Annotated in this window: 19 protein-coding genes and 1 pseudogene; 9 read left to right on the top strand and 11 right to left on the bottom strand. The window is 57.7% G+C overall.

Features of this window, described 5'->3' with window-relative positions; translation table 11 throughout:
* The first annotated feature begins 113 nt into the window (after window positions 1–113).
* Together istA and istB are read left to right on the top strand one after the other, a co-directional pair.
* A pseudogene (gene istA / locus ASG68_RS27775) lies at window positions 114–1,680 on the top strand (IS21 family transposase).
* Entirely contained in the window at window positions 1,613–2,347 is a 735-nt protein-coding gene (istB, locus tag ASG68_RS27770; RefSeq protein WP_062610304.1) for an IS21-like element helper ATPase IstB, read from the top strand. The pseudogene istA and the gene istB overlap by 68 nt, the downstream one beginning before the upstream one ends.
* A 250-nt stretch (window positions 2,348–2,597) precedes the next feature.
* Here istB and ASG68_RS27765 read toward each other — a convergent pair whose 3' ends face one another.
* On the bottom strand, window positions 2,598–4,121 hold the full coding sequence (locus ASG68_RS27765) for an ATP-dependent nuclease (RefSeq protein ID WP_162247286.1): 1,524 nt from the start codon (window positions 4,119–4,121) through the stop codon (window positions 2,598–2,600).
* Between the two features lie 646 nt (window positions 4,122–4,767).
* On the opposite strand from ASG68_RS27765, the gene ASG68_RS27760 reads away from it, so the two are divergent.
* The 7 genes from ASG68_RS27760 (at window position 4,768) to ASG68_RS27730 (ending at window position 16,232) form a co-directional block, all read left to right on the top strand.
* Window positions 4,768–7,764 carry a BPTD_3080 family restriction endonuclease gene (locus ASG68_RS27760; protein WP_082554056.1) on the top strand — a complete coding sequence of 999 codons (2,997 nt, stop codon included), beginning with the start codon at window positions 4,768–4,770 and terminating at the stop codon, window positions 7,762–7,764.
* Window positions 7,761–8,765, top strand: a complete 1,005-nt coding sequence (locus tag ASG68_RS27755; protein ID WP_062610300.1) for a DUF3883 domain-containing protein — start codon at window positions 7,761–7,763, stop codon at window positions 8,763–8,765. Before ASG68_RS27760 ends, ASG68_RS27755 begins: the two co-directional genes overlap by 4 nt.
* Window positions 8,765–11,698 (top strand): site-specific DNA-methyltransferase, encoded by a 2,934-nt coding sequence (locus tag ASG68_RS27750; protein WP_062610298.1) that lies wholly within the window; start codon window positions 8,765–8,767, stop codon window positions 11,696–11,698. The genes ASG68_RS27755 and ASG68_RS27750 overlap by 1 nt, the downstream gene beginning before the upstream one ends.
* The gene (locus ASG68_RS27745) at window positions 11,698–12,552 is read left to right on the top strand and encodes a DUF4357 domain-containing protein (RefSeq protein WP_082554055.1); all 855 of its coding nucleotides are present in this window, start codon (window positions 11,698–11,700) and stop codon (window positions 12,550–12,552) included. Before ASG68_RS27750 ends, ASG68_RS27745 begins: the two co-directional genes overlap by 1 nt.
* Window positions 12,553–12,572: 20 nt before the next feature.
* Window positions 12,573–13,814: a hypothetical protein gene (locus ASG68_RS27740; RefSeq protein ID WP_062610295.1), complete on the top strand. Its 1,242-nt coding sequence runs from the start codon at window positions 12,573–12,575 to the stop codon at window positions 13,812–13,814.
* Window positions 13,815–13,876: 62 nt separating this feature from the next.
* Window positions 13,877–14,164 (top strand): hypothetical protein, encoded by a 288-nt coding sequence (locus ASG68_RS27735; protein ID WP_156384924.1) that lies wholly within the window; start codon window positions 13,877–13,879, stop codon window positions 14,162–14,164.
* A 10-nt stretch (window positions 14,165–14,174) separates the two neighbouring features.
* Window positions 14,175–16,232, top strand: coding sequence for a 3'-5' exonuclease (locus ASG68_RS27730; RefSeq protein WP_062610290.1), 2,058 nt, complete (start codon window positions 14,175–14,177; stop codon window positions 16,230–16,232).
* Between the two features lie 333 nt (window positions 16,233–16,565).
* On the opposite strand, the gene ASG68_RS27725 is transcribed toward ASG68_RS27730, so the two are convergent.
* The 10 genes from ASG68_RS27725 to ASG68_RS27680 all read right to left on the bottom strand — a co-directional run bounded on the left by ASG68_RS27725 (window position 16,566) and on the right by ASG68_RS27680 (window position 26,381).
* Complete coding sequence (locus ASG68_RS27725; RefSeq protein ID WP_062610289.1) at window positions 16,566–17,066, bottom strand: hypothetical protein; 501 nt, start codon at window positions 17,064–17,066, stop codon at window positions 16,566–16,568.
* Window positions 17,063–19,165, bottom strand: a complete 2,103-nt coding sequence (locus ASG68_RS27720) for a hypothetical protein (RefSeq protein WP_210173837.1) — start codon at window positions 19,163–19,165, stop codon at window positions 17,063–17,065. Before ASG68_RS27720 ends, ASG68_RS27725 begins: the two co-directional genes overlap by 4 nt.
* Before the next feature lie 9 nt (window positions 19,166–19,174).
* Window positions 19,175–21,007 (bottom strand): hypothetical protein, encoded by a 1,833-nt coding sequence (locus tag ASG68_RS27715; RefSeq protein WP_156384923.1) that lies wholly within the window; start codon window positions 21,005–21,007, stop codon window positions 19,175–19,177.
* A gap of 1 nt (window position 21,008) precedes the next feature.
* Window positions 21,009–22,343 carry a tyrosine-type recombinase/integrase gene (locus ASG68_RS27710; protein ID WP_062610282.1) on the bottom strand — a complete coding sequence of 445 codons (1,335 nt, stop codon included), beginning with the start codon at window positions 22,341–22,343 and terminating at the stop codon, window positions 21,009–21,011.
* A gap of 843 nt (window positions 22,344–23,186) precedes the next feature.
* Window positions 23,187–23,453, bottom strand: coding sequence for a hypothetical protein (locus ASG68_RS27705; protein WP_062576343.1), 267 nt, complete (start codon window positions 23,451–23,453; stop codon window positions 23,187–23,189).
* Window positions 23,454–23,457: 4 nt separating this feature from the next.
* Window positions 23,458–23,808 (bottom strand): hypothetical protein, encoded by a 351-nt coding sequence (locus ASG68_RS27700; RefSeq protein ID WP_062576342.1) that lies wholly within the window; start codon window positions 23,806–23,808, stop codon window positions 23,458–23,460.
* A 123-nt stretch (window positions 23,809–23,931) separates the two neighbouring features.
* Window positions 23,932–24,180 (bottom strand): DUF982 domain-containing protein, encoded by a 249-nt coding sequence (locus tag ASG68_RS27695; RefSeq protein ID WP_062576341.1) that lies wholly within the window; start codon window positions 24,178–24,180, stop codon window positions 23,932–23,934.
* Between the two features lie 106 nt (window positions 24,181–24,286).
* Window positions 24,287–24,820: a MerR family transcriptional regulator gene (locus ASG68_RS27690; RefSeq protein WP_062576340.1), complete on the bottom strand. Its 534-nt coding sequence runs from the start codon at window positions 24,818–24,820 to the stop codon at window positions 24,287–24,289.
* A 156-nt stretch (window positions 24,821–24,976) separates the two neighbouring features.
* A complete protein-coding gene (locus tag ASG68_RS27685; protein WP_062576339.1) occupies window positions 24,977–25,315 on the bottom strand; it encodes an integration host factor subunit alpha in 339 nt (112 codons plus the stop codon).
* A gap of 94 nt (window positions 25,316–25,409) precedes the next feature.
* Entirely contained in the window at window positions 25,410–26,381 is a 972-nt protein-coding gene (locus tag ASG68_RS27680) for a beta-ketoacyl-ACP synthase III (RefSeq protein WP_062576338.1), read from the bottom strand.

Here is a 26,381-nt window from a genome sequence, read left to right as displayed (position 1 = left end):
GGTGTGTTTCGGCGTGGAATATTGACCCCTCTGGCGGGGTGACCGGCGTCCAATTTTGACCCCCCACCTGTTTCGTCTGACCATCCGTCTTTTGCTGGCGGATGGAGGGGGAGTTGAAGCGAGTGGATACGATTGCGCGTGTTCGTCGAGCCTTCCATGTGCAGGGCTGGTCGGTGAAGAGGATCGTCCGGGAGCTGCATGTTTCCCGCAATACGGTGCGGAAGATACTGCGATCCGATGAGACCGACTTTTCCTACGAGCGCGAACGGCAGCCGCTTCCGAAGACCGGGGCCTGGAAGGCTGAGATTGAGCGCTTCCTGGCCGCGAACGAAGGCAAGCCATCTCGCGAGCGAATGACGCTGATCCGGATTTACGAAGAGCTTCGGGCGTTGGGTTACGACGGCAGCTACGATGCAATCCGGCGCTATGCGAAGGGATGGTCGAAGGATCGAGGGGCCGTGACGGCCGAAGCCTACGTGCCGCTCTACTATGCGCCCGGCGAGGCTTATCAGTTCGACTGGAGCCATGAGATCGTCCTGATCCAGGGCGTGACGACAACGGTGAAGGTTGCCCATGTCCGGCTTTGCCACAGCCGGATGATGTTCGCGCGGGCCTATATGCGTGAGAGCCAGGAGATGGTCTTCGACGCGCACGACAAGGCCTTCGACTTCTTCCGTGGCACCTGCACGCGCGGCATCTACGACAACATGAAGACGGCGGTGGAGGCCGTCTTCATCGGCAAGGAACGGCTCTACAATCGCCGCTTCCTGCAGATGTGCAGCCATTATCTTGTTCATCCCGTAGCCTGCACACCAGCATCCGGCTGGGAGAAGGGGCAAGTCGAGAATCAGGTCGGCCTTGTGCGCGAGCGGTTCTTCACGCCGCGTCTCAGAGTCAAAAGCCTGGAGGAACTGAATGTCTGGCTGCTCGACAAATGCGTTGCCTATGCCAAGGCCCATAGCCATCCCGAACAGACGGCGCAGACGATCTGGCAGATGTTTGAGGCTGAACGTGGGTGCCTTGTGCGTTACGTCGGCCCATTCGATGGGTTCCACAGCGTTCCGGCCTCGGTGTCGAAGACCTGCACTGTCCGCTTCGACAACAACAAATACTCGGTCCTGTCGACTGCCGTCGGCCGCCCTGTCGAGGTTCATGCCTATGCTGATCGGGTCGTCATCAAACAGGATGGAGTGACGGTCGCTGAACACCAACGCAGCTTCGGCCGTGGCGATACCGTCTATGATCCCTGGCACTATGTCCCTGTCCTCGCTCGCAAACCCGGTGCCTTGCGCAACGGTGCTCCCTTCCGGGAATGGGTTTTGCCAGCCGCGATGGAGAAGGTCCGCAAGCGGTTGAAGAGTGCTGACGACGGTGATCGACAGATGGTCACCATACTCGGATGCGTTCCCGCCGATGGTCTCGCAGCCGTTGAGGCTGCCTGCCAGGAAGCGCTCGATCACGGCGTCTGCTCTGCCTCGGTGATCATCAACATTCTGGCGCGAAGCCGCGATCCGGCTCCCGCTGCAACCCTGCAAATCCCGGATGCGCTTCGGCTTGCCCATGAGCCGGTCGCCGACTGCGCCCGTTACGACAGGCTCAGGAGGGTAAGTTGATGGAACGCACACAGGTTCTCGAACTGATGGGCACGCTGAAGCTCTACGGAATGCGCAGCGCTTATGACGAGGTCATGGGAAACGGCATCAAACGGCAGCACGAACCGCCGCGCATCGTCGGTGATCTCCTGCAGTCGGAGATCGCCGAGAAACAGGCCAGGTCTATCCGCTACCAGCTCAGCATCGCCAAATTGCCTTTGGCAAAAGACATCGACGACTTCGACTTCGCCGACACGCCCGTCAATGAACCCCTGGTGCGAGAACTGGCCACCGGCACCTTCGTCGCCGACCAGCGCAATGTCGTTCTCGTCGGCGGCACAGGAACAGGCAAGAGCCATCTGGCTATCGCGATTGCCCGTGCGCTCATCCGCAACGGCACACGTGGACGCTTCTTCAACGTCGTCGATCTGGTCAATCGCCTGGAAACGGAAACGCGCAACGGCAAGCAAGGTCGGATGGCCGATTACCTCACGCGCCTCGACTTCATCATCCTCGACGAACTCGGCTATCTACCGTTCGCACAGGCCGGGGGTCAGCTCCTGTTCCACCTGATCAGCAGGCTCTACGAGCGCACCTCGGTCATCGTCACGACCAACCTTGCCTTCGGCGAATGGCCGTCGGTGTTTGGTGATGCCAAGATGACGACGGCCCTCCTCGATCGCCTGACCCATCACTGCGAGATCGTGGAAACCGGCAACGAGTCCTGGCGCTTCAAAAACCGCTCTCAAAGCTAAAGCCAAAGACACCCGTCACCCGCACTTGGCCTACCCTCTGCAACCCCGGCCAGCGCCGGGCAGGCCAAGCGCTGATCGCCTACAGGGGGTGAATATTGGACGCCGATAAGGGGTCAACATTCCGCGCCGATTGACACTTGCACGGTTGGACGCCGATAAGGGGTCAACATTCCGCGCCGATTGACACTTGCACGGCGCGCTCGAAGCGCTGCAACCCCGGCCAGCGCCGGGCAGGCCAAGCGCTGATCGCCTACAGGGGGTGAATATTGGACGCCGATAAGGGGTCAACATTCCGCGCCGATTGACAGGAATTGATCACGATGTTCGACGAAGTCTGATCCTTCAAGCCTTCGAGCGAGGCCTCGTAGATGGCTTCCACCCGTGCCTCCCAATTGGCAGGTAGCTGGCCGCGGGCATGCCTGCCGACGACCTTTTTGATAGCCTCCGGGACGAGAAGAAGGTTTTCGATCTCCTTGAACGGCAGGACGAAGCAGAGAACATCGCTTCCCTTCAGTTCGTCGACGAATTCATGAACCTGGGCGTCTGTCCGATAGTCCCTGTCGAACAAGGAGGCGACCTTGACCTCGAACTCGAAGAACTGATTGAAGACCCATGCTGAGGTGGAGACCCTGGTCCAGTTGGCAAATCCGTCGGTCTTCATCAGCGTCACCGACGAGTCGGACAGGAATTCTGAGCCGCCGGCGAGCTTGCCGATCTTTCCTAGCAATCGCGCGTCCTTGCCCTCTACGTAAAGGACCTTCTTCGTCCGTGCCAAGCGCGCGAACTGCGCGTTCTCTGAGCTGCCGATGGCGTCGTAGACCGAGGAGAAATCATCTTCGTTTTTGATCCGCTTCGCGGATCTGGCCCCCGGTCGCAGGACCAGTACGTCGCCAGGGTCGACGTCGTTGATGATCTCGGTTGAATGCGTGGCGATGAAGAACTGACCCACCTGATGGGAAACGATCTTGAGCAGACGATGCTGCAGGTCGGGATGCAGATAGACGTCCGGTTCGTCGAGGACGAGCACGGAATCCTTCCCCGCATTTCGAAGATGCATCATCGTCTGCATCCACACCTGGAAGCCGAAACCGGCCCATTGAACTTCACGGACCTTCGAACCGTCTCGAAAATACATCCTGACGATGGTTTTCCCGTCGGCCCTTTCAAGCTCCGGCTTCTGAATCCGGACGCCTGGCCATCCTAGTTCGACGAGGTCCGCGAACGCTTCGAATTCGCTGTCTTCCTGCCGATACCAGAACGTTCGAAAGCTTCGACTGGCGAGCCGGCCGAAACGATTCCGTTCCGCGGTGACTTCGGTAACGAGCTCCTCATTCTGCTCCAATGGACTAAGCGTCGGCACCACGACGATGTCCAAGGGAAACGCTTTCTTGAGGTGGCTGGCCGATCGTTGAACTCGCATGTTCGAAACGAGCCAACATTCGACATCGCCGTCCGGCGGTATTTTCATCTTCAGGACCGAGCCGTTGGCGATCTTGATGTGTATTCGCGCCGGGCCCTCATCGAAATTATGTACGCAATACCGGAGGTCGGTCTGGATGACGGTTGGCGGCACCATGTATGTCGGGCAGACGCCATCGCCCTCTTGGTCTTTTAATTCGGGTGTCCGTCTTCTGGCAAACCGAAGGACGTCGAACGTGATCCGGAGAGCGTCCAGGGCCGTCGACTTGCCTATGTTGTTCGGACCGACAAGAACATTTCGCTCTCTCGCCGAGATGCCGAAGTGCGCATGGGTCTTGAAGTCGAAGTAGTCCAAAGATTTTATGTGCATGAGCTGACGAACCGACCTTTATTTCGGAACGTTATACGTGCAATTTTGCAATGAATTCCAGACCCATTTACATGACGCCTCTTGCTCTCGCGATGAGACGACAACGATCGTCCGAACAAGATGCGCGTCGAACGATCATCAGCAGGGTTAGAACCCGATCACGCGGATCGTTGTCGCTACCGTCGAGCACCGACTGGACGACACGGGTTTGGTTGAGTTCAGGTGCGGAAGTGGTGGGTGAAGGCGCTGTTGGCAAAATAGCGCTGCCGGAAACAGGCCAGATCGGGAGCGTACTGTGGGCATCAAGCGTTCTCGCGTCTGCTCGTCGGCCTTAGTGCAGATCAGGCCGGCGGACGCGAAGTGGCCCATAACCCAGGCCTCAAACCGGCCCAAAGGAGGGTGAGCTGAATTGCGGCGCGATCCGCTTTCGGAAAGGCCGTGACAATCGTCGGGGCGATCACTTTTATCCAGGGACAATCCTAAGAAGTTGGTAGCGCGGCAAACTTCTTTGATTCTTTTCCCGCGCATTTCTCGCGCAGTCAACTTTCCACTGGTCGTTTCCACGTGTGGTTGTTAGGCTCGCAACGGAATGACCGCCGTCGAATCGACGTTCTCGGGAGGGGCGTTAGTAGTGAGCAGCTTTTACGAACGCCCTATTCTTAATTCGCCTTACCGCGACCCTGAATTGCATCATCCCCTGGACAAGAACGGTCAGCCTCTCGACGGCGAGCCCCGAAAAGGTCGCCGCCCGTCTCGCTTCATCGTCCCTGTCCCAGCATCCCGCAAGAAGGCGGCGGCGTCGCAGCCGTCCCTCGATTTGGAGACCTACAATGAGAACGCGTTGATCAACGCGATCCGGGGGCATCTCGACACCTGGCGCAAGCTACGCAATCCGGCGGATTGGGGCGTGACGGCGGCGACGCAGAGACTGCTGGAGCATTGGCGGAGCCACGAGTTCAACGGGCCTACACCCTTCTTTTGCCAGGTGGAGGCAGTCGAGACGATCATCTGGTTGACTGAGGTGGCGCCGAAACGCGCTGCCACCAAGACTTTCATCAACGACATTGCTGCCGCTAACGCCGAAGCCAATCCGGCGCTGTTCCGCCTGGCGATGAAAATGGCGACGGGCAGCGGCAAGACGACCGTGATGGCCATGCTGATTGCATGGCAGACGGTGAATGCTGTCAGACGGGCCTCGAAGGATTTTTCCCGAGCCTTTCTTATCATCACACCCGGCATCACGATCCGCGACCGGCTACGGGTTCTGCTGCCCAGCGAGGCGGATAATTACTACGAGACCCGCGAGATCGTGCCGCCGGAGATGTTGCCGGACATTCGCCGGGCCGAGATTGTCATCACAAATTACCACTCGTTCCAGCACCGCGAGACGCTTGCGCTGCCGAAGGTTGCTCGAAGCTTCCTGCAAGGCAATTCGACGGAGCCAGTGAAGACCACCGAAACGGATGCGGACATGCTCAAACGGGCGTGCGAAAAACTGCTGAACTTCGACCGGGTCAATGTGATCAACGACGAAGCGCATCACTGCTATCGCCACAAGGTGGGTGGAGACGCCGAAGGCCCCCTGACTGGGGACGACAAGAAAGAGGCAGCCGAGAACGAGGAAGCCGCGCGTCTTTGGATCAATGGTATCGAGGCTCTCGACCGAAAGCTGTCGAAGGGTGTTCGCGCTGTCTACGATCTTTCCGCGACGCCATTCTTCCTGAAAGGATCAGGATATCCGGAAGGCTTTCTGTTTCCATGGGTCGTCTCCGACTTCAGCCTGATCGACGCGATCGAATGTGGCATCGTGAAGCTTCCGCGCGTTCCGGTGACGGACAATCTCGTTCAGACCGACTCGGTGATTTACCGCGACCTGTGGAAACACATTGGAAAGGACCTGCCCAAGACCGCAGCCGGCGCGAACAAACTCAGCCCATTTGACCTGCCCAACCAGCTCCGGACCGCCCTGACAGCCTTATACAGCCATTACGAGGGCGAGTTCGATCGGTGGAAGCGCGAAGGAATCGAGGTTCCGCCTGTCTTCATCGTGGTCTGCCAGAACACCGCAATCTCCAAGCTCGTGTTCGAATGGATCGCAGGATTCGAGCGAGGCGACGCCGAAGAAGGCGAGCGCGCTGCATTCCATGCAGGACATCTCGAGCTGTTCCGAAACTATGACGAACACGGTGCGAGGTTGCCTCGCCCGCGCACGCTACTCATCGACTCGCGCCAGATTGAATCCGGCGACGCACTGGACAAAGGATTCCATGAGGCCGCCAAGGCGGAGATTGAGCAGTTCAGGCGCGAGATGGCGGACCGGGAAGGCGCCGGAAGCATCAGTGCCGCGACAGACGAGAGCGCACTGCTACGCGAGGTGATGAACACCGTCGGCCGTCCCGGCCGCCTCGGCGAGCAAATCCGCTGTGTCGTTTCCGTGTCGATGTTGACGGAAGGGTGGGACACGAACACCGTCACCCACATCCTGGGCGTTCGCGCATTCGGCACGCAGCTCCTCTGCGAGCAAGTGGTCGGCCGGGGGCTGCGCCGCCAGTCCTACGAGCTGAACCCACAGACAGGTCTGTTCGACGTCGAGTATGCCGATATCATGGGCATCCCCTTCGACTTCGCGTCGGCTCCACAGGTCGCGAAGCCGACGAAACCGAAGCCGGTGACCCGCGTTCACGCGATTAAGGAGCGCTCAGGACTGGAGATCGTCTTCCCGCGCGTCAGCGGCTACCGGCGCGAGGTGCCGTCGGAGAAGCTGGAAGCCGTCTTCAATGATGACAGCCGCCTGGTGATCACTCCCGAAGACATCGGACCGACCTCGGTCGTGATGGAAGGCATCGTCGGCGCCGGCATCACCATAACGCCGGCCATTCTTGAACGCCTTCGGCCATCCGAAATCAGCTTCAATCTCGCGAAGCACCTCCTCTATGCGCATTTCCGCGACGACGACGGCTTTCCCAAGCAACATCTGTTCCCGCAGATCCAGCGGTTGGCGCGCCGGTGGATAGACGAAGGCCACCTCGTCACGAAGGGCGTACCGGTGGGGGCTATCCTCTACCAGGACCAACTCGCCCGCGCGGCCGAGAAGATCGACATCGCGCTCACGCGCGGCGGCGAAGGGCGAATCCTTGCGGTCTTGGATCCCTACAACCCCAAGGGGTCCACGCGGCACGTCAACTTCATCACATCGAAGACGTGCTGGGCGACAGGGGCTCGGCCTGCGAAGAGCCACATCAGCCATGTCGTTCTCGATTCAACCTGGGAGGAGCAGCTCGCGCTAACGCTGGAAGGTCACCCGCGCGTAATCGCCTATGCCAAGAACCAGGCGCTGGGATTCGAGATTCCATACCTCGATGCCGGCGTCCTGCGCCGCTACCTGCCGGACTTCCTCGTGCGGCTTGACGACGGCGGCGCGGAGCCGCTCAACCTAGTCTTGGAGGTGAAGGGCATTCGCGATGAGACCGACAAGGCGAAGGCTCAGACGACACGGAACCTTTGGGTGAAGGGTGTCAATGCCCTCGGTGGCTTCGGCCATTGGGATTTCGCTGAGTTTAGGGACTGGACGGTGATGGAAGAGGACTTCGCAACGCTGGTCATCAGATTGCTGGGAGAGCGGCCGTGAAGAAGGTTCTCTGGGTGAAGTTCGGCTGGTCCGAATACTACCGGGGCGGTCCGGTCGATGGAAACTTCGGCTGGTTGAAGGACGCGATGGGCAGCAAGAAGGAAGGCAAGGGTCACGAAGCCTTCAACTTCATGCCTGTCGATGGTACCTACTACTGCTATGTGCCCCCGCAGAAAAAGGAATACGCTCCCTGGAATGAGGATGCGACGGGGTGGACCGTGATCTGCCTCGCGAAGCACCCGAAGCACACGGGGATTCACATCGTAGGTTGGTACGAAGATGCGACGCTTTTAGGAAGGTGGCTGAAGCCTCCAAGGGACAAGGTACGCGATGAGGCGGACGATAGAAGCTCAGCCTACGATTGGTCCTACTGCATAAAAAGCAAATCCGCCTTCTTCATACCTCCACAAAATCGAACGGTTCCCTTTTCACACCCGTCGGTGAGGCAGGGTAAATATTCCTTCATGGTCGGTCCGGGTGTTGATCCGAAGCCTGAAAAGAAGGCTCTCCTGACGCTTCTGACCAGCCGTCTTGAGCAGTTGCGCGACGTTGCCGTACCACAGCCTTCAGAGGAAGCAGTGCCGGATCCGGAACTGCATCCTTCTGATCCGTTGACAGGTTTCGGCTCCCCTGAGCACAGGAAGAAGGTGGAGAAGGCGGCCGAAAAGGCGGTAATTGCCTACTATGCAAAAAGAATGTTCAAGAGCAAAGACATGACAAAGGTGAAGTGCGGATATGACTTTCTCGTCAAGAAGGGCTCGACCTCGCTCCACGTCGAGGTCAAGGGGACATCGAGTGAGAACGCAGGCTTCTTTCTCACTCGCAATGAACACGATGTCGGCCTCAAGAAGGACCCGGCATGGCGCTTGGCTATGGTGACCCGAGCCTTGTCGGACAACCCAGTCGTTCAGATATTCGATGCCAAGCAGCTTCTGAAAGCCTTCGACATGACGCCCTACGTCTATCTCGGTCGGCCAATCTTCGCACCGGAGTCTGCCTGATGGCCCGTACGCCCAAATCCCCCCGCATCGTTGATGCGCTAAAGCATGACGGCGCGAGCCGCATCAACATTCCAACGGCAGAGATGGAGAGCTTCTTCCGGCGCGACGAAGACACGTCGCCGATGCCGCCGAAGCACTATCCGCGGGCGAGACCGCTCGCGTCCGGCAAGACGCGGGCGGAAGAGGAGCCGGGCAAGCCCGAGCTGATCTGGAACGGCGCGACGATCACCATCACCGACGAGCAGATGCAGGAGTTGGCCGAGACGGGACGGCTTACGCTGTCGGACGCGCAACTCGTTTGGCGGGGAAAGGACCGTCAAGACTGGTCCGACCTGGTGGTCAACGTGCCGCCGCTCTACATCCAGGAGAAAATCCACCCCAAGGCGATCATCGACGACCTGAAGCGCCGTACGGCGGTGAACCGCGAGGCGGCGACCGACGCGCCTGACTTATTCGCCGACTTCAACGGCGTCGAGCCGGATCAACGCGCGGAGTTCTACCAGCACGATCAACATTGGTCGAACCGCATGATCCTCGGTGACAGTCTGCAGGTAATGGCGAGCCTGGCCGAACGCGAGAGCCTGCGCGGCAAGGTGCAGTGCATCTATTTCGACCCGCCTTATGGCATCAAATTCAACTCAAACTGGCAGGTCTCGACGCAGTCGCGCGACGTCAGGGACGGCAAGCAGGCCGACATTTCTCGCGAACCCGAACAGGTGAAGGCGTTCCGCGATACCTGGAAGGACGGCATTCACTCTTACCTTACGTATCTGCGCGACCGCCTTACTGCTATGCGCGACTTGTTGACAGAAAGCGGGTCGATCTTTGTGCAGATCGGCGACGAGAACGTGCATCGCGTGCGAGCGGTGATGGATGAGGTGTTCGGCGAACAAAATATTGTTAGTCAAATCGCCTACCAGACTACGACAGGTCGTGCGAATGCTAACCTAGCGTCCGCATCAAATTACCTGCTCTGGTATGCACGCAACGGTGCTTCACTGAAGTTTCGGGCGGCGCTCCAACCGAAAGAAGCGGGAGCTTCGACCGAGCAGGTTTATCGGTTGGCGATGCGAGTTGATGGGAGTTCGCGACGATTGACTGGCGGCCTTCGCGACTCCACTCTAACTGCAGATGAGCGCGTTTTCCGGCCCGACAATATTACCAGTTCCCGTCCTGCTGGTGAGGGAGACCTGCGCTTGTTCAGTTTTCAAGGTAGGCGGTTTCCTTCTGGAAAGGGAACGTTCAAAAGCGACGAGAACGGATTGCGAAGACTGGCGAAGGCATCCCGCATATGGCCCGCAAAGAATAGCATTCAATACATAAGGTTCTTGGACGATTTCGACGCACTCCCCGTCGCGAACGTTTGGACCGACACCCAGACCGGCAACTTCACTGAGGACAAGGTCTACGTTGTGCAAACGGCACAAAAGGTAATTCAGCGATGCATTCTCATGGCCACCGATCCAGGTGATCTAGTTCTCGACCCCACCTGCGGCTCGGGCACGACGGCCTATGTCGCCGAGCAATGGGGCCGGCGCTGGATCACCATGGATACGAGCCGTGTCGCCCTTGCGCTGGCCCGCACGCGATTGATGGCAGCACGCTTTCCCTGGTATCTGCTGGCCGACAGCCGCGAGGGCCGCGCCAAGGAGGCGGCGCTCACGCAACGTCCGCATCCGGACACTCCGTTCCGAAACGATATCCGCCAAGGATTCGTCTACGATCGCGTGCCGCACATCACGCTGAAGTCAATCGCAAACAACCCCCTGATCGATGACATCTGGGAAAAGTGGCAGACGGTGCTGGAACCGCGTCGGGAGGAACTAAATCAGCTTGTAGGCGAGGACTGGCAGGAATGGGAAATCCCGCGGGACCCTGAAAAGTCATGGTCAGATAATGTCCGAGGTGTCCATAAAGTGTGGTGGGAAGCCCGCATCGGCCGTCAGACCGAGATAGACGCCTCGATCGCTGCGCGGGCCGATGTCGAGTATCTCTACGACAAGCCCTATGCCGACAAGAATCGCGTCCGCGTCGCCGGACCCTTCACCGTTGAAAGCCTGTCGCCGCACCGCGTGCTGCCGGCGAGCGAGGAGGAATTGGTCGACGACATCGCTGCCGCCGAGGGCAGGCGCTCCGCGGCCGACGCCAATCTCGCTGCTCACGACTTCGCGGCGATCGTCATCGATTATCTCAGGACAGAGGGTGTCAAGCAGCAGGACAAGGGCGACCGCATCACATTCGACAGCCTAACGCCCTGGCCAGGCGGCAAGTTCATCGGCGCGAGCGGCACTTTCATCGAGGGCGAGAACGGGCCGGAGCGCCGAGCCGCGATCTTGATCGGGCCGGAGTATGGCACGGTCGGGCGGCAGGACATCGTCGCTGCGGCGCGCGAGGCGGTCGACGCGCGCTTTGATGTGCTGATTGCTTGCGCCTTCAACTTCGACGCCCATTCGTCGGAACTCGGCAGCCTGGGTAGCCTGAAAATCCTCAAGGCCCGGATCAACCCCGACATGCACATGTCGGAGGATCTGAAGAACACTGGCCGCGGTAATATGTTCGTCGTCTTCGGCGAACCGGACGTTGACATTCTCGACGATGGCGGGCCGCAGATCCGCGTCAAGGTGAACGGCGTCGACGTGTTCGACCCGAACACCGGCGACATACGCTCGAACGACACCGCCGGCATCGCCGCCTGGTTCGTCGATACGGACTACAACGAGGAAAGCTTCTTCGTCCGCCACGCCTACTTCCTCGGCGCCAATGATCCATACAAGAGCCTGCGCACCGCGCTGCAGGCTGACATCGACGAGGATGCCTGGGCGACGCTCTATTCGGACACGTCACGCCCGTTCGAACGTCCGGCGACAGGCAAGATTGCCGTGAAGGTCATCAACCATTTCGGGGACGAGGTAATGAAGGTTTTCGGAGTTTGATGATGAAGGGACTTATTATCCGGCAGCCTTGGATCGATCTGATCCTTGATGGCAAGAAGACGTGGGAGATGCGGTCGAAGGCCACCAATGTTCGAGGCGAGATCGCCCTGATCCGTGCCAAAAGCGGTCTTGTTTTCGGCACGGCGCGGCTGATGAAGTCGGGTGCGCCGCTCGGTCGCCTGGATTACATGGCTCATACAGACAAGCACGCGATTCCAGAAGCAATGCTGGACGAGGTGATCGAGAATGGTTGGGTCCATCCTTGGGTCTTGGACCAGATCCGCGTGTTGCCACGCCCGGTTCCCTACACGCACCCTTCGGGCGCCGTCACGTTCGTCAATTTGGACCCATCGGTCGTCGCGGCCGTCAAAAGCGGTGGCTCGGTCAAAGACCCATCCGCACCGATCGGCCATCCACCATCTGCAATGTCGTATTCAAGACCTTCTGAAAAGATCGACGTGGAACCAACTGCGACGCAGGCTCCGACATCCAGCGTTCCAACTGACTATAATGGTCCCATCTTCGTCTTCCGACCGGAGACGGCGCAGGCCTATGGTCGTCCGCTCCCGGACGGCCGATTTCTGGTCCTCAAGGATTCGAGCGCGATGCGGTCGGGCTCTCCGAACGTGAAGCGGGACGCCCATGATCGAGACCGGCTGGTTCGCGAAGGCGTGCTAGTTTCGGACGGAGACAACCGATACCGCTTTACGCGCGATCACGCCTTCTCAAGCAGCAGCAAGGCGGCTGGCATCATCAAGGATGGAAATTCAAGCGGGCCTTCGCTGTGGAAGCATGTAAAGTCCGGAAGGTCGCTGAAGGACTCCGAGGCGTTATGTTCAGAGAGCGTTGCGTGATGAATGTTGCCGGAGGATAGATGACCGAGATTAGACGAAGGGACGGACGTCCCATCTGGCTTGATAAAAGCGGCAGGGCTCAACCGCTGGGTCGCGTGGACTTGGGTTCGACAGCAACGAGCGGATACGACGAGAGCTGGCTCCAATCACTGCTTCACAGCCAGCCGTCGATCTTTCCGATAGAGCAGATCGAGACCGGTTTTGGCGACCTGATCCCGCTGTGCCGGGAATTTCCTCTCATGTTCGGAGCTGGACGTAGTGGATCACTAGACAATGTCTTCATCACCAACAGTGGCGGTCTCGTACTGATCGAGGCAAAGCTGTGGCGCAATCCGCAGGCTCGACGCGAGGTAATCGCGCAGGCGATGGAATATGCCGGGGCGATCTTCCGGATGGATTACGAGACTTTCGAACGGACTGCACTGAGGGCGCGACAGACCGAACAAAAACCACACGCGTCGATCTATGAACTTGTGCACGAGCACGATAGCTCGGTCGGCGAAGCGGAGTTCGTGGAAGCTGTATCGCGCAATCTGGCACGGGGTCGCGCCGTGATCGCCGTTGTAGGCGACGGCATTCGCGATGATATCGCGCCGCTGGCTGAATTGCTACAGAGCCACGCTGGTCAGCGGTTCACGTTCGCCCTTGTCGAACTGGGCGTGTACGAAGCTCCGGACGGCATTCGGCTGGTCGTCCCCTCTGTCCTTGCGAAGACGGTGCTGATCGAGCGCGGCGTCGTGCGGCTGGACCACGACTCAATTCGGATTGAACCGGTTCGGGCAGCTCCCGCACAGTTGGTGGCTTCGCCGCGCCGCGCCGTCAGCATTGGCGAGGACGAGTTCTATGAGCTTCTTGCACAGAAAGATCCCGAGGCTCCGGAACTGCTACGCCGTTTCCTCGAGAGAACGGACCGCATCGGCGTCTATGTCGACAGGCAGGCAGGACTGAATCTGAAGCACGAAGGTGCTGGCGACAGACCACTTAACTTGGGCGTCGTAAGGAAAGACGGGTTCTTGGATACTGGACCAGCGTCTTGGTGGAGACGACTTCCCGAAGCAGAACGCTACAACCAAACCCTCGCGACGGCGATCGGTGGCAAGATTGGCAGCATGAAGGCGGGGAGCGAGTGCGTTCTTCGAACGGCGAATGACAAGACGCCGCGCCTGACCGATCTGCTGCCTGACCATGAAGATCTGTGGCTAGAGGCGATGGAGCGATACATTGCCGCACTCGTAGAGCGAGAGGGTTCGGAAAAGTCATGAGGGGGCGATCACTGCGAATATCGATACTTCCTCGTTCGAAGCCATACCGCCGGTGTGCTGAGATGCGGCGGGAAAACTTTGGTGACGTATTCAGCGCCGTGGCTTGGAAGAAGAAGTCCGACGCCGAGGCCGTGACAGTTCTCAGGCAACGGGCAAATCACCGCGACGCAAACTCATACTCGGAACACGAGGTTGCCGCCGCCTTATTGCTGAGCGGGCAGTTCACCAACACAATCTGCAACCGGGCAAAGGCCTTTTCGAGCTTTTGCGATCGCTTGGGTATTCCTACATTGGTGAGAATCGAATTCTGGAGCGAGCAACTCGACCGGCTGCGTACGCAATGGAAGTGAGGTAGTAGATATGAACTTCCTAATCGCAGAAACTTTCACGGTCTCATTCAACCGCCTTTCAGGCATCGATCAGAAGGCCGTGAAGGCAAGCGTCTTCGACCTGCAAATGGACTCCACAGGGTATGGGCTGCAGCTTCATCGCATTGGCAATAGCAAGGATCCTAATTTCTGGTCGGCGCGGGTCAACCGCGACATAAGGCTGATCGTCCACAAGTCAGGCGATAGCGTGCTGGTCGCCTATGTCGACCATCACGACCCTGCTTATGCCTGGGCTGAGCGCCGGCGGATTGAGGCTCATCCGCGAACCGGCGCTGTCCAGATCGTCGAGGTGCGCGAGCGCGTTGAAGACGTAGCGCCGCCAGCAATGTTCGACTTCTCTTTCCCGGAATCTGCGAAAGGCACGAAGGACGGGTCGCCGTCTCAGTCACTCTTCGCGTCTCTCGATGATGAGGCGCTTCTATCCGCAGGTGTTCCAGCGGATTGGCTCGCCGATGTCCGCGGCGCCAACGAGGACGGGTTCTTCGCACTTGCGGTTCATCTTCCGGCGGAAGCCTCCGAGGCGCTGCTGGAATATGCTGCCACGGGAACACTGCCAGCGCCTGTAGCTCGCGTCGCCGATCCATTTTCCCACCCTGATGCGCTGCGCAGGATTCGTCCGATCGCTGACCAAGATGAACTGGAGCAGGCACTTGCCTTTCCCTGGGAGAAATGGGGCATCTTCCTCCATCCCTCGCAACGGGCGCTGGTTGAGCGAACCTTCACGGGACCTGCTCGCGTCGCGGGTTCGGCCGGGACAGGCAAGACGATCGTGGCCATCCATCGCGCGGTCCGGCTGGCTCGGGAGAATGCGAACGCTCGGATCCTGTTGGCAAGTTTTTCGCAGCCCCTCGCCGACGCGATGGCCAAGAAGCTTTTCGTGCTCGCGCCAGAGACCGGCGGCATCGTACCCCGCATTACCACCGCCTCCTTTCGTGGGATCGCGGAGCAGATGCATCAGCTTGAATATGGCGTCCGCCCGCGGATTGCGTCAGAACCGATTCTGAGGGAGTGGCTCCGCGATGCCGCGGTAAAAGCCGATCTGAAGGGATTTTCGGATCGCTTTCTTCTGTCCGAGTGGATAAATGTTATCGACGCCTGGGGGATCACGTCGCCAGAGGCCTATGCAACTGTTCAACGGATGGGACGGAAGAGCCGGTTGGGACCCAACCAGCGGGAGCGGCTATGGCCCGTGTTTGCCTCGCTTCGCGCTTCATTGTTGTCTGAGCGATACACGACCTGGTCTGAGGTGTTCACGAGCCTTGCCCATTCAATCCTCGATCGCAGGTCAAAGCCATTCGACCATATCATCATCGACGAAGCACAAGATCTTGCGCCAGCCGAGCTCCGCTTTTTTGCAGCGCTAGCTCCCGTCGGTGCGGACGCCATCTTTCTGTCTGGCGACGTCGGCCAGCGCATTTTCCAGCACCCCTTCTCATGGGCCGGGCTGGGCATTGACGTTCGCGGCAGATCGCATACGCTCAAGGTCTGCTATCGCACTTCACAGCAGATCCGGCGGGCTGCTGACAAACTCTTACCCAACATTATACGCGACACCGATGGATTCGAGGACGAGCGCCGCGGTATCGTCTCCGTGTTCTCAGGTCCCCCGCCGGAAATCCGAACCTTCGAGAATGAGCGCGAAGAAGCCGAGAGTGTGCGCGCGACAATCGGCGCCTGGCTGAGTGAAGGTATTGCCGCTCGTGAGATCGGGATCTTCGTGCGTACGTCCAAATTGATCCCACGTGCCCGAGCAAGCGTGGCGGGAATCGACGAGGCTGCCGACATTATCACATCGCCGATGAGCCTCGCTAAAGGTCTGGAGTTTCGCGCTGTAGTCGTAATGGCTTGCGATGAAGGAATCCTACCGCTCGACGAACGCGTAGCGGATGCCGCCGACGAGGCCGAGCTTGACGACGTATATGAGACGGAACGGCGGCTGCTCTACGTGGCTTGCACCCGCGCAAGGGAACATCTGGTTCTTACCGGCCAGCGGCCGGGGTCTGAGTATCTCGTCGACTTCGCCGAGTAGCTGCAGACAGTAACGGGAAGTGGAATCGTCTCCGCGCGGGGGTGCCGGGCCTCTCGCCGCTCGCACTTTGGGTGTATGCCGAAGACAGGCCGGGCGAAAACAAACTCGCGCTCTTCGAACGCGAACTGCGATCGTCTGCTGTAATGCGCAATCAGAACGAGGCGGCCGATCCTCAGTCTCCGACCGCATAAGATCAAGTAGTCGGCCGCCGCCGCCCTTCTCCAAGTCTTCAAAGCGCAGTATTCGAGGCCAGATAAATGCGCACGTCTAGGTGAGACGTTACCTGTACCTGGAATGCGATCCGCTTTCGTCGTCATCGCAGGCGGCATTACGTCAGTTCCGGGTGCTCGCCTTTCGACGAGCAAGCTCCATCTTAAGCCGAGCTATCTCCTCGCGAAGCTGGTGATTCTCGTCGTCGATCGTCACGATTTTTACGGCGGCAACCGTGTTTTGCTTGATCAGTACCGCAACCCTGGATTTGAGATGGGCTACCAAATGAAAGGAGTCATTTTGCTCCGTTTCGACGGTAGTGGTTTTTCTACCTGCGGATTGACCCACTGCCTCTACCGAAGTGGGTAGGCGGTTGCCGGGCTTATGGAGCCCCTTTTGCTCCTGAATGGCTTTTGTGACAGCCTTTCTCACATTGGGATATGCGCAGGCGTCGTGCCCAATAAGAGTTCGCGATCGCCCAGCCTCCCGTGCGACAGCACTGTAGGAAATTGGCGCTGGTCGCCCTTTGACGATCCTCTCTTTCACTCGCTGTAGCGCAGCCCTGAGCTCTGTCTCGACGAGAGACTCGTCCGATACCCCAGAAGTATCCTCATGCATCGTCATGGAAGGGGCCACTCCCCGATCCGCCTCAGGACGCTTTTCGCCTGCGCTGCACGGGCAGAGGCTACCGCAGCTACCCTCAAGTCGCCGATCGCTTCATTCGACCTCTTGATGTGATCATTCGTACGGTACTGCGTAATCCAGTAGGGAATGTGATGACGATTTATCATCCCATTTGCGCAAACAGAACAATTCTTAGGAGTTCGAAAGGGTTTGAGCGGTCGCGTGGCGTCTCTATCGAAATCGCCAAGAAAATCATAGTGGCACATCGCGTGTTGGGGACGGAAAAAGCAGTCGAGATAGTCCGAAGTGAATAGCATGATCCCTTCAGTGGATAGCGCCTCCGCCAGCGCAGTGATGCGCCGTTCGTTGGAATCGGCGCCTTCAAGGAGATCACGTATCATTTCTTCGCGCGCATCGATTGTGTCGGCAAGCTTTCCAGCGAGGGGGGCGTTGCCATATATTCGATCAACCATCATCCTTGCCGCCTCTCTAGTTGCGACATCTTCAATCATCCTCAACATTGTCATGTCGCTTCCCGAGTAAGCGCGGTCGGTCAGATAAGCCGACGCATGGCCGTAGTGCTCTTGAACTGCCGGAAGAGCTTTTGGGTTGATCCGGATCATGTCTTGGCAAAAGGCTTTTCGGTATTGATGTGTTGTTATGATCCAACTGGAAAATTCTTGAGGAAACTCAACGTGCTGATTGATGAACGTTCGCGTAATCCCGGCGATTCTTTCGGCAAGTGGCTTGGTGTTGCTTGGTGTGGAATGCGGCAGGCTTCCGCCCGATCCGAGGCTAACCGTGAGATAGTCCGACCCAAACCACTCTCGCCAGGGTCCGAACAACTTGTCGAGTACAAGGAGGCCTCGCGCCGCAATAGGGAAATGCTCAGAACCTGCAGGACGGACGCCTATGAGCCATTCTTTCTCCTGTCCTTCCTCATCTGCTTCGCCTTTGAAGGTTCGGCTGGATAAGTAGAACAAGTCATAGAGACCCGAACTCGAGGCGCGCTGCACTAAGCAGGCGGGAAAACCATTGCTTTGGCGCGGCTCAGCTTTCGCAGCGAGGAGTTCGCTGATGCGGACGCCGGTCGGGGCTTGAACGGAAACGGAAGCCGCAACCTCAAGATCATCGATCAGACGGCGCAGTTGGGTGGTTGGGCCTCGCTTCGAGTCAAGGGGCGAGGCCGGCTCTGAGCGATGCGCTCTTGATGGCAAGAACGGACGCCTCCAGGGCGACTCCAGTGTTCCCTGAGCATCGAAAACAATACGCAGAAGCGCCGGATCAGTATAACGCGCGTAGTCCTTGCCTTTGTAAGCACGACGGGCGTCCATAGCCCGCAGGTACTCCTTCTGTGAAAGGAGCACGTCCTCAGCGTAGACGTCTATCCAGTTTAAAACTACCTGCATCAATGGGTTAAAAACTTCATCGGGCACCCTAGGGATCCAACCATCTGTCGAGATCGCTAAACTTTCGGCCAGCGACTTTACGCTTTGGCCCCGAAAAGGATGTTCCGGTATCCGAAGCTCCGGAAAGACCTGGAACTCTTCAGAAAGTTGGAAAATATGGACCAGCATGTTGAGATGCGCGCTTAACACACCGACCGTGATTTCGTCGGCATCTCGTTCAGCATTAGTCCCATCTAGGTGGTCTCCATCGTCCGCAAAATCCGCAAGACTTTCGGGTCCAGTCTCAAGAAGATCGGACTTATACCAGTCAGCTATCTCCGGGGTGAAGTCGGCGAAACTCCAAACGGTATTTCGATACATCCATGCAACAAGATGCAGCATCTTGCGCGCGCGATTACTGAAAACGGTTTTCAACGAGATCCTCTTAGTAGTCGTTGAATGAAGCATGGCACCGATCAATCGGCGAGCCGAATTTATTAGGCCAATGCATTTTGGGTCTTGCAGTTCGGCAGGCGTGAACCCTTTGAACCAGTTGATGGCAACCTGTTTAGCTCCGCCAGTAGGATTAGCCTCGTACCACCAAGCGTCAAACCACATCGAACTTGATGTTGCCATCGCGACGATAAGTTGGCCGTCTGATTTCAAATGGTTTGCCGACGGTTGAAGGCGACGGCCGTTTCGAGAAGACATGATAAACCGCTATTCAATTGAGGGAACGGGTGGAAGTTCAAGCGCGCGAGCGTCCGCAAGAATGTGGACTGGTATAATGGCAAGCCAGAAATCAGTTAGAATTCGAAGCTGAGGTGCCCACTCTATTATCCATCGTGCTGGATTGATGACGTCACGGGCTTGTAAGAAGCGCTCATACATTTGGAGTAATCTCGCCGCATTGACGATAGTTGGAAACAAGACTGCGCGCGGGCACCGAAAGCACTTGCCGTAGGCTGAGCAGAGCGTCCCCTGACGTTGCCCGACTATGGGAGAGTTCATCGCATCGAGGCAGTCGAAACCGGGAGTCGCGGCGCGATAAAGGCCAGCACTTGCTCCTTTGTTTCGTGGGTCAATTCGACCGCCAGAGGATATAAAGCGGTCGCGCTCATTCATAAGGTGAGCGAGTTGCTCCTGCCGGGCTCGTGCAGCTTGTTCAGTTTGATAATGAGCCATTGTCGTCTGGATGGACTCGTGCTGCAACACAATCTGCTGCACCTTGATCTCGCCTTCGGACATCATTGAAGCCACGTCTGCGCCAATTGTGCGCAAGTCGTTGATTGTGAAATGAGGCAGATCATGGAATTTCAAAAACACTGATAACGCAACCTCCAGTGTTGAGAAGGTATTGTTGTTTCCATCGAAGTAGCCGCTCGGTCGCTCGCCGGTTGTACGAGCCGCTATGAACACGCTATCTGCATATCTGGGATCGACATGGCGACGTAGCGGCTCGGTATGGGTGACAACTGTATCCAGAAGAGAGGCCACCGAGTAGGGATCGTCGGAATCAACCGGAAAGGATCGCCGTTGATTGCGCCCTGCGCGCGGCTTTTCGCCAATCACGAAAATCCGCTCGTCTCCCAAAATGCCTATCCCGCGCTTCACGTTCTCCCGTCGTAACTTGACCAGTCCAGTTGCGTTGAAGCACGTTGCAAGCCCGGTCAACACCATGAAAGGCAGAAGCGTTTCCGTCGTGAAATAAAGTTGAGATATCATGGCGCTCGTCTCGCCGTAGGGTTTTCTCAGTGCTCTGGCTAGTCCCCTCATAGACGTTCGGAAACTACCCGAGAGCCTGTTGACCTCGAAAGCTTGGGCAGCGGCTTTGAGGCGAACCTGAGGGTCGTGAAAAGGAACTACGGAAGTGGTTAAGTAAAGGTCGGGGACCCTTATAGTCGCGTCGTTGACTACGCGTGTCGCCCGATCTAGTTCGACACGCGCACAATCGATTACCGCCTTGCACGCCTTTCGTAGCGACTTGATATCGATAATGGAAAGTGAATTTCGGCTACTTGGGGGCTTTAATTTCGCTACCCACGGCCTGCGAAATACGATGCTCTTCGGTATTTCGTCCCGCCAGTGATCCGTGCTCTGGCAGTATTTGACGAACCGTTTAACGAAGTTGTATCGCGTGTTCTTGGTGTTGTCTGAGAGTTTCAACGTCGACCCGACATATCGATTGCCGTCAAGCCAGTCACCGTAATTGCGCATGGTGGCTGTCGCCAACTGCGAAAGCTCCGTTGTGGGCACCCCGAAGGTCGCCTCGTAAGAATCCAAAAACTCAATGAAGTTGCGGAGGTACTCATCCAATTTACCTCGTGTCGCTTTCGAATTGCCTGTGGTCTCTTTCTCGAGAAACAGGCAGAAAGCCGTCGCAAACTGTGGTCGGCGGACCGCAACATCCGACAGGTCAAATTTTTGGTCCTCTTCTCCGGGGGCGCCTTTGAATGAGATGGCCGTGATGCCGCGTTTGGCAGCTTCATCGGTGTTTTTCTTGAACTTCGCGCGTCTTCTGAAATTCACTGCAATTGGTGGACGGTCCGCCATGTCATTCACCATGACCGATGTTGTCAATCATGCGGTAGGTTTTCATCAGGGCGTTTGAAATCTCCTGCTCTGCTCTGTCGAGCCACCTGAGATAACTTCGTAGCGTTGTTAAGATTGATGAGTGTCTGAGCCTGGCGGAAACCAACTTCCACGGCTCTTGGCCGCCCGATGCGGCGGAATCGATGTAGGTAAGCATGGCAAACGTGTGCCGCAGATCATGGAAGGTGTGGTCTGAAACTAACCTCTTCTCGATGATGTTTTTGCCAGATGGGGACAATAGCGGCGCGCCTAGCTTGTCGAGGACGTAGCAATCAATTTCATGCGAGAACCCGATCGAAAGGCAGGCATCAGAGAAGGCGCGTGACAGCGTATCAGGGGAGAGAGGATTGCCGGCAGCAGCGTAGGTAGACTTGACATCATTTACGAACAAGATTGGCGTCGGCTCGAAATTGACTCTTACGGCGTAGGCGCGATCAATAGCTGCCTGCCTTTCCCCGTCGATGTATTCAAGGAGTTGCTTAACTAGAAACGAAGGAAGAAAGACATATCCAGGCTTCAACCCTTTGGTTTTTGTGATCCACAAAGGGATTAGCTTTGAAGGTCGGGCCGGCTCGACGTGTCGCGCTAGGTTTCTGATCTGTTGTTCCGTAAGAGAGCATATCTCGTCAATCCTCATGCCGGTGATCAGAGACGTTTCACTTGCGAGCCGGTCTCGACGACTACATTTGCTGATGTCGCCGGCCTCGGGACCTAACCAATCGAGGACTGCCTTCCAGCTTTCGTCGAGGAACGGATGGATTTTGTCCGCTGCGTCTGCGTCACTTGGAAGCTCGTTGTATGGAGAATTCGGATCGGCACGGAGGGAGCCCTCTCGGAAACCTCCATGTGAAATGAGTTCGGGTAGGGAAACTGAAGACGGAAGGCCCTTAAATATCCGGTACCTGTGGTACCGCAATGCCGTACCGAAACGACGATATGCGGTCGCTGGTTGGAACTTCCGTCGTGTCTTAATTGAAATTCCTTCGGTGAAGCAGGCACCAAATTCCTTAATGTCATCTAAAACCACATCGGGCTCGTCGAGGTCGAGCGCATTGAGGAAGGTTTTGTACTGATAGCAGTCATCGGCATAAGCGTTCTGCGTATTCTTCCAAGTCTTGCCCGCGCGGCGTTTTCTATGTGCTGGCCTAATCGTGAACTCATTCATAGTGCTCAGCGGGTTAAAATCACTGTCAAGAAGTATCTTGATGCCGGGAACGATGCGTGGGTGCGTCCCGCGCCCGTTAAAACAATCCCAATCGGATAGCTCAGTGACTGTAATGCATCGGACGCTCGTCATCGGTCTGCCCCACTACACGCTGGCGCGCGATGCGCCAAGCGGCCGCTCGTGCATAGTGAAGGCCTGTGGTCGTAATGCATTTTCTTGTTCCTCGGGTCGATCGACTAATCGAGAAACGAAATGGAGAATCTGGAAGAAGTAAAGTAAACTAAAATTTTGTTGAAAAGACGAACTGTCGCCAAATCTTTGCTTGACAAGGATTCGACGTTATTTTGATGGATCCAAATGTTCGCGAATATATACCAGTTGAATCCTTACTGTGATCAATTTTTGTTGTCAACAATTGGCTGAGCGTTAGCCTCGAATCCTTGGCTCAAGAGAACGCGACAATGTCGGCCGGCATTCGTATCATCAAGGATTAGGCACAGTAGGATGGAATAGCGGCGCTCAGTAACTGACGCTCGTACGATCGGCTCGATGAACACGCGCAATCGTATCCACTCGCTTCAACTCCCCATCCAACCGCCAGCGCAAATGAAAAATGGTCAGACGAAACAGGTGGGGGTCAAAAATTGGACGCCGGTCACCCCGCCAGAGGGTTCAATATTCCACGCGATGACGTAATTTCTGCCGGCATGTCCCAGTCTCCTCGATGGTGGCAGAGTGGTCCCAGTTACAACGGGAGGAAATCACAATGAATCACTATGTCGGGTTAGGCGTCTCACAGAAGGAGACCGCTATTTGCGTCGTTGAAGAGACCGGTCGAGATCTATCAAACTGAACACTCTCACCCCATATAAAGTTCGAATCCCGCCACTCCGACCATTTTTCCTTGAAGCCCTGCTCATCGTTTGACGACAAAAGTCCAGCCTCGCAATCTGCGAGGCGGCTTTGCCCTGTCGATCAATGCACCGAGACGTCCGCCTCCGGCTCTTCCAGGAACGAGTGAATACCATCGCGCTCGACGGTGGCGAGGAATTCCTCGAAGGCTTCCTTGTCCGTCGGAAACGGCTCTTCCCAGACAGTCAGCCCCTCTTCCTGATCGATCACTTCCAGCGTCCAGCCATCCGTGCTGCCCGCCTTGCGGAAGATATCGACCAGCACGGTCACACCATCATCGGTGAATTCGCCGGCGAAATCGGAATGTTCGAGCTTCTGTTTTTTCGTCATGTCATCAGGCCTGTTTCGTGTGAGTGGCAGTCTGGGTCAGGCGGCCGCGCGAACGTTCGCGCTTCACCACCCCGTCGAGGCGTTTCGCCGCTTCCTTGATTTCGAATGGCGTGAAGAGCGTGCGGTACTCGGCCCGGGTCATGGCAGCTTCCATCGACAGGTCGACCCTGCGGGCATCCAAGAGACGCTCAAAACCGGTCGTGCCGGGCTTGAAGACAAACTCCTTCGCGGCCTCGACACCGCCCTTAAGGATCACCTGACGGCGGAACAGGACGGGGCGGAAGCCGAGCGCGGCGCAATGCTCATAGAGTGCCAGCATCTCATCGTGGAATTTCGCCGCTGGGGATTTGATCATCTCAGGCTCTTCTTCGTTGGGGCAACGGAGATATGGCAACGGTGAACTCGGCCGCCAAGTCCCCTCGTGCTAAAACACCCGTGTGAAGGTACGACGACCGCCACGACGGACATTGTGGATAGCCTACTGATCCCGAACCTCGATTTCAGCTTCGGCGGCGGCGGCAAGAAACGCACGCCGCGCATCTTCCGATGGCCGCTTGCCCTCGACAACCTGGGCGCAGATGTCCAGAGCGCGATCGAGCGCCGGCGCATCGTCGAGCGGCCAGTCCTCGATCATCGCCCAGGACGCCTCGGTGGTGTTGGAGATCGTCGTGTATTTTCCCGGCCCTTCCAGGGCGAGCGTGACACTTTTCGTCCAGGGTTTATCCATGGGCTCTGCCTTGCTGGGTGATCGATATCGGTTGGTATCATGGACGGCAGGGTGGCACGAGCGGAAAGCGCGTGTGGAGCGGCCCGGACGACAAGGCTGCGCTCGATCAGCGGACCTGATCGAGCAGACGCTTGCATTCCAGCAGGTCGTAGAGTGCCTCCTGCAGCAGCGCCCGGTCCTCCTTGCCGACCGACGTCTTGCCGACCGAAATTTCCGGCGCCTCGTCATTGCCGCCGACGAAGGAGAAGAATCGGCGGCTTGCAGGCGCCTTGGCGCGACCGACGATCTGGTCTTCTTCCGGATTGCCAAGCTTCGGCTGGACCGGTTCCTCGATGTTGGCGGCGGCGAGTGCCTCGACGGTTGCAAGGTCGCCGCTGGCGATCGCCGCGACGAACTTGTTACCGTTCATCTTCAGGAGCTTCTGCACGCCCTTGATCGTATAACCGTGATCGTAGAGCAGATGCCGGATGCCCTTCAGCAGGTCGACGTCCTCCGGACGATAGTAGCGCCGGCCCCCACCGCGCTTCATCGGCTTGATCTGCAGGAAGCGGGTTTCCCAGAACCTCAAGACATGCTGCGGCAGGTCGAGATCGTCGGCCACCTCACTGATGGTGCGAAACGCATCCGGGCTCTTGTCCATATCTTCCCCAATTTCGCATTGAATAGGCCATGCCAACACTAGCGCAGACGAAACCGCCGACGCCAAGAGTCGCTGAAAACGCGATGATTACACGAATCATGCGCATTTCAACGGCTTATGGACGTGTTTTCAACCACTTTAATGAAGGTAAAGGTGTCAGGCGGCCGGCGATTGCGGCTTCTGCTTGGCCTTGCGCGACAGATGCGCCTTGAGAACGCGCTGCTTGAGCACGTTGGAAGCCTTGAAGGTCATCACCCGGCGGGGCGAAATCGGCACCTCCTCGCCGGTTTTCGGATTGCGGCCGATTCGCTCGTTCTTGTCGCGAACCTGGAATGTCGCGAAGGAGGAAAGCTTGACGCTTTCGCCACGCACGATGGCGTTGCAAATCTCATCGATCACGGTCTCGACCAGTTCGGCTGATTCCGTTCGCGAAAGACCGACCTTGCGGAAAACCGATTCGGCCAAGTCTGCTCGTGTCACCGTTTTACCGCTCATCTTCCCCCACCGATTTTCTTGAAATATCGATTAGCCCGGAAAGAGTATTGCCCTTGTCCATTCCGGTCAAGCGTCTGCGACATATCACGATTTTTTACCAGCGAAGCAATACCGAACCCCAGGTGAAGCCACCGCCCATGGCCTCCAGCAGAACAAGATCGCCCTTCTTGATACGCCCGTCGGATGCAGCGACACTGAGCGCCAGCGGAATGGACGCCGCTGACGTGTTGCCGTGGAGATCGACGGTCACCACAACCTTTTCGAGCGGAATCCCGAGTTTCTTGGCAGAGCCGTCGATAATGCGGCGGTTGGCCTGATGCGGAACCAGCCAGTCGAGATCGTCGGCCGTTGTCCCGGTCGCCTCGAAAGCAGCCTCGATAACGTCGGTAATCATCCCGACCGCATGCTTAAAGACCTCACGGCCCTCCATCCGCAGGTGACCGACCGTGCCGGTGGTTGACGGTCCACCGTCGACATAGAGCTTTTCACGGTGCGCGCCGTCGGAGCGCAATTGGGTGGTCAGCACGCCGCGATCGGCTGTTGTGCCCTTGCCTTCCTGCGCTTCCAGGATGATCGCCCCTGCGCCATCGCCGAACAGGACGCAGGTCGTCCGGTCGTTCCAGTCGAGGATGCGCGAAAAGGTTTCGGCACCGATCACCAGCACGCGCTTGGCGAGACCACCGCGAATATAGGCGTCAGCCGTCGTCACCGCATAGATGAAGCCGGAACAGACGGCCTGCACGTCGAAAGCCGCGCCATGATGCATGCCGAGCCTGTTCTGGATATTGACGGCAGTGGCGGGAAAAGTGTTGTCCGGCGTCGAGGTCGCCAGGATAATCACGTCGAGATCGGCGGCCGTGAGCCCCGCGTTGGCAAGCGCCGCGCGCGCCGCCGCTTCGCCGAGCGATGCCGTCGTTTCGCCCTCGCCCGCGATATAGCGCTGGCGAATGCCGGTCCGCTGCACGATCCATTCGTCGGACGTGTCGACCTTCTCTTCCAATTCGCTATTGGTCATCACCCGTTTCGGAAGCGATGCCCCGAAACCGCGAACCACAGAACGGATCAT

This window comes from Rhizobium sp. Leaf453 (genome assembly GCF_001425605.1).
Lineage (GTDB): Bacteria > Pseudomonadota > Alphaproteobacteria > Rhizobiales > Rhizobiaceae > Pararhizobium.
This window is presented reverse-complemented; position numbering and strand designations above follow the sequence as displayed.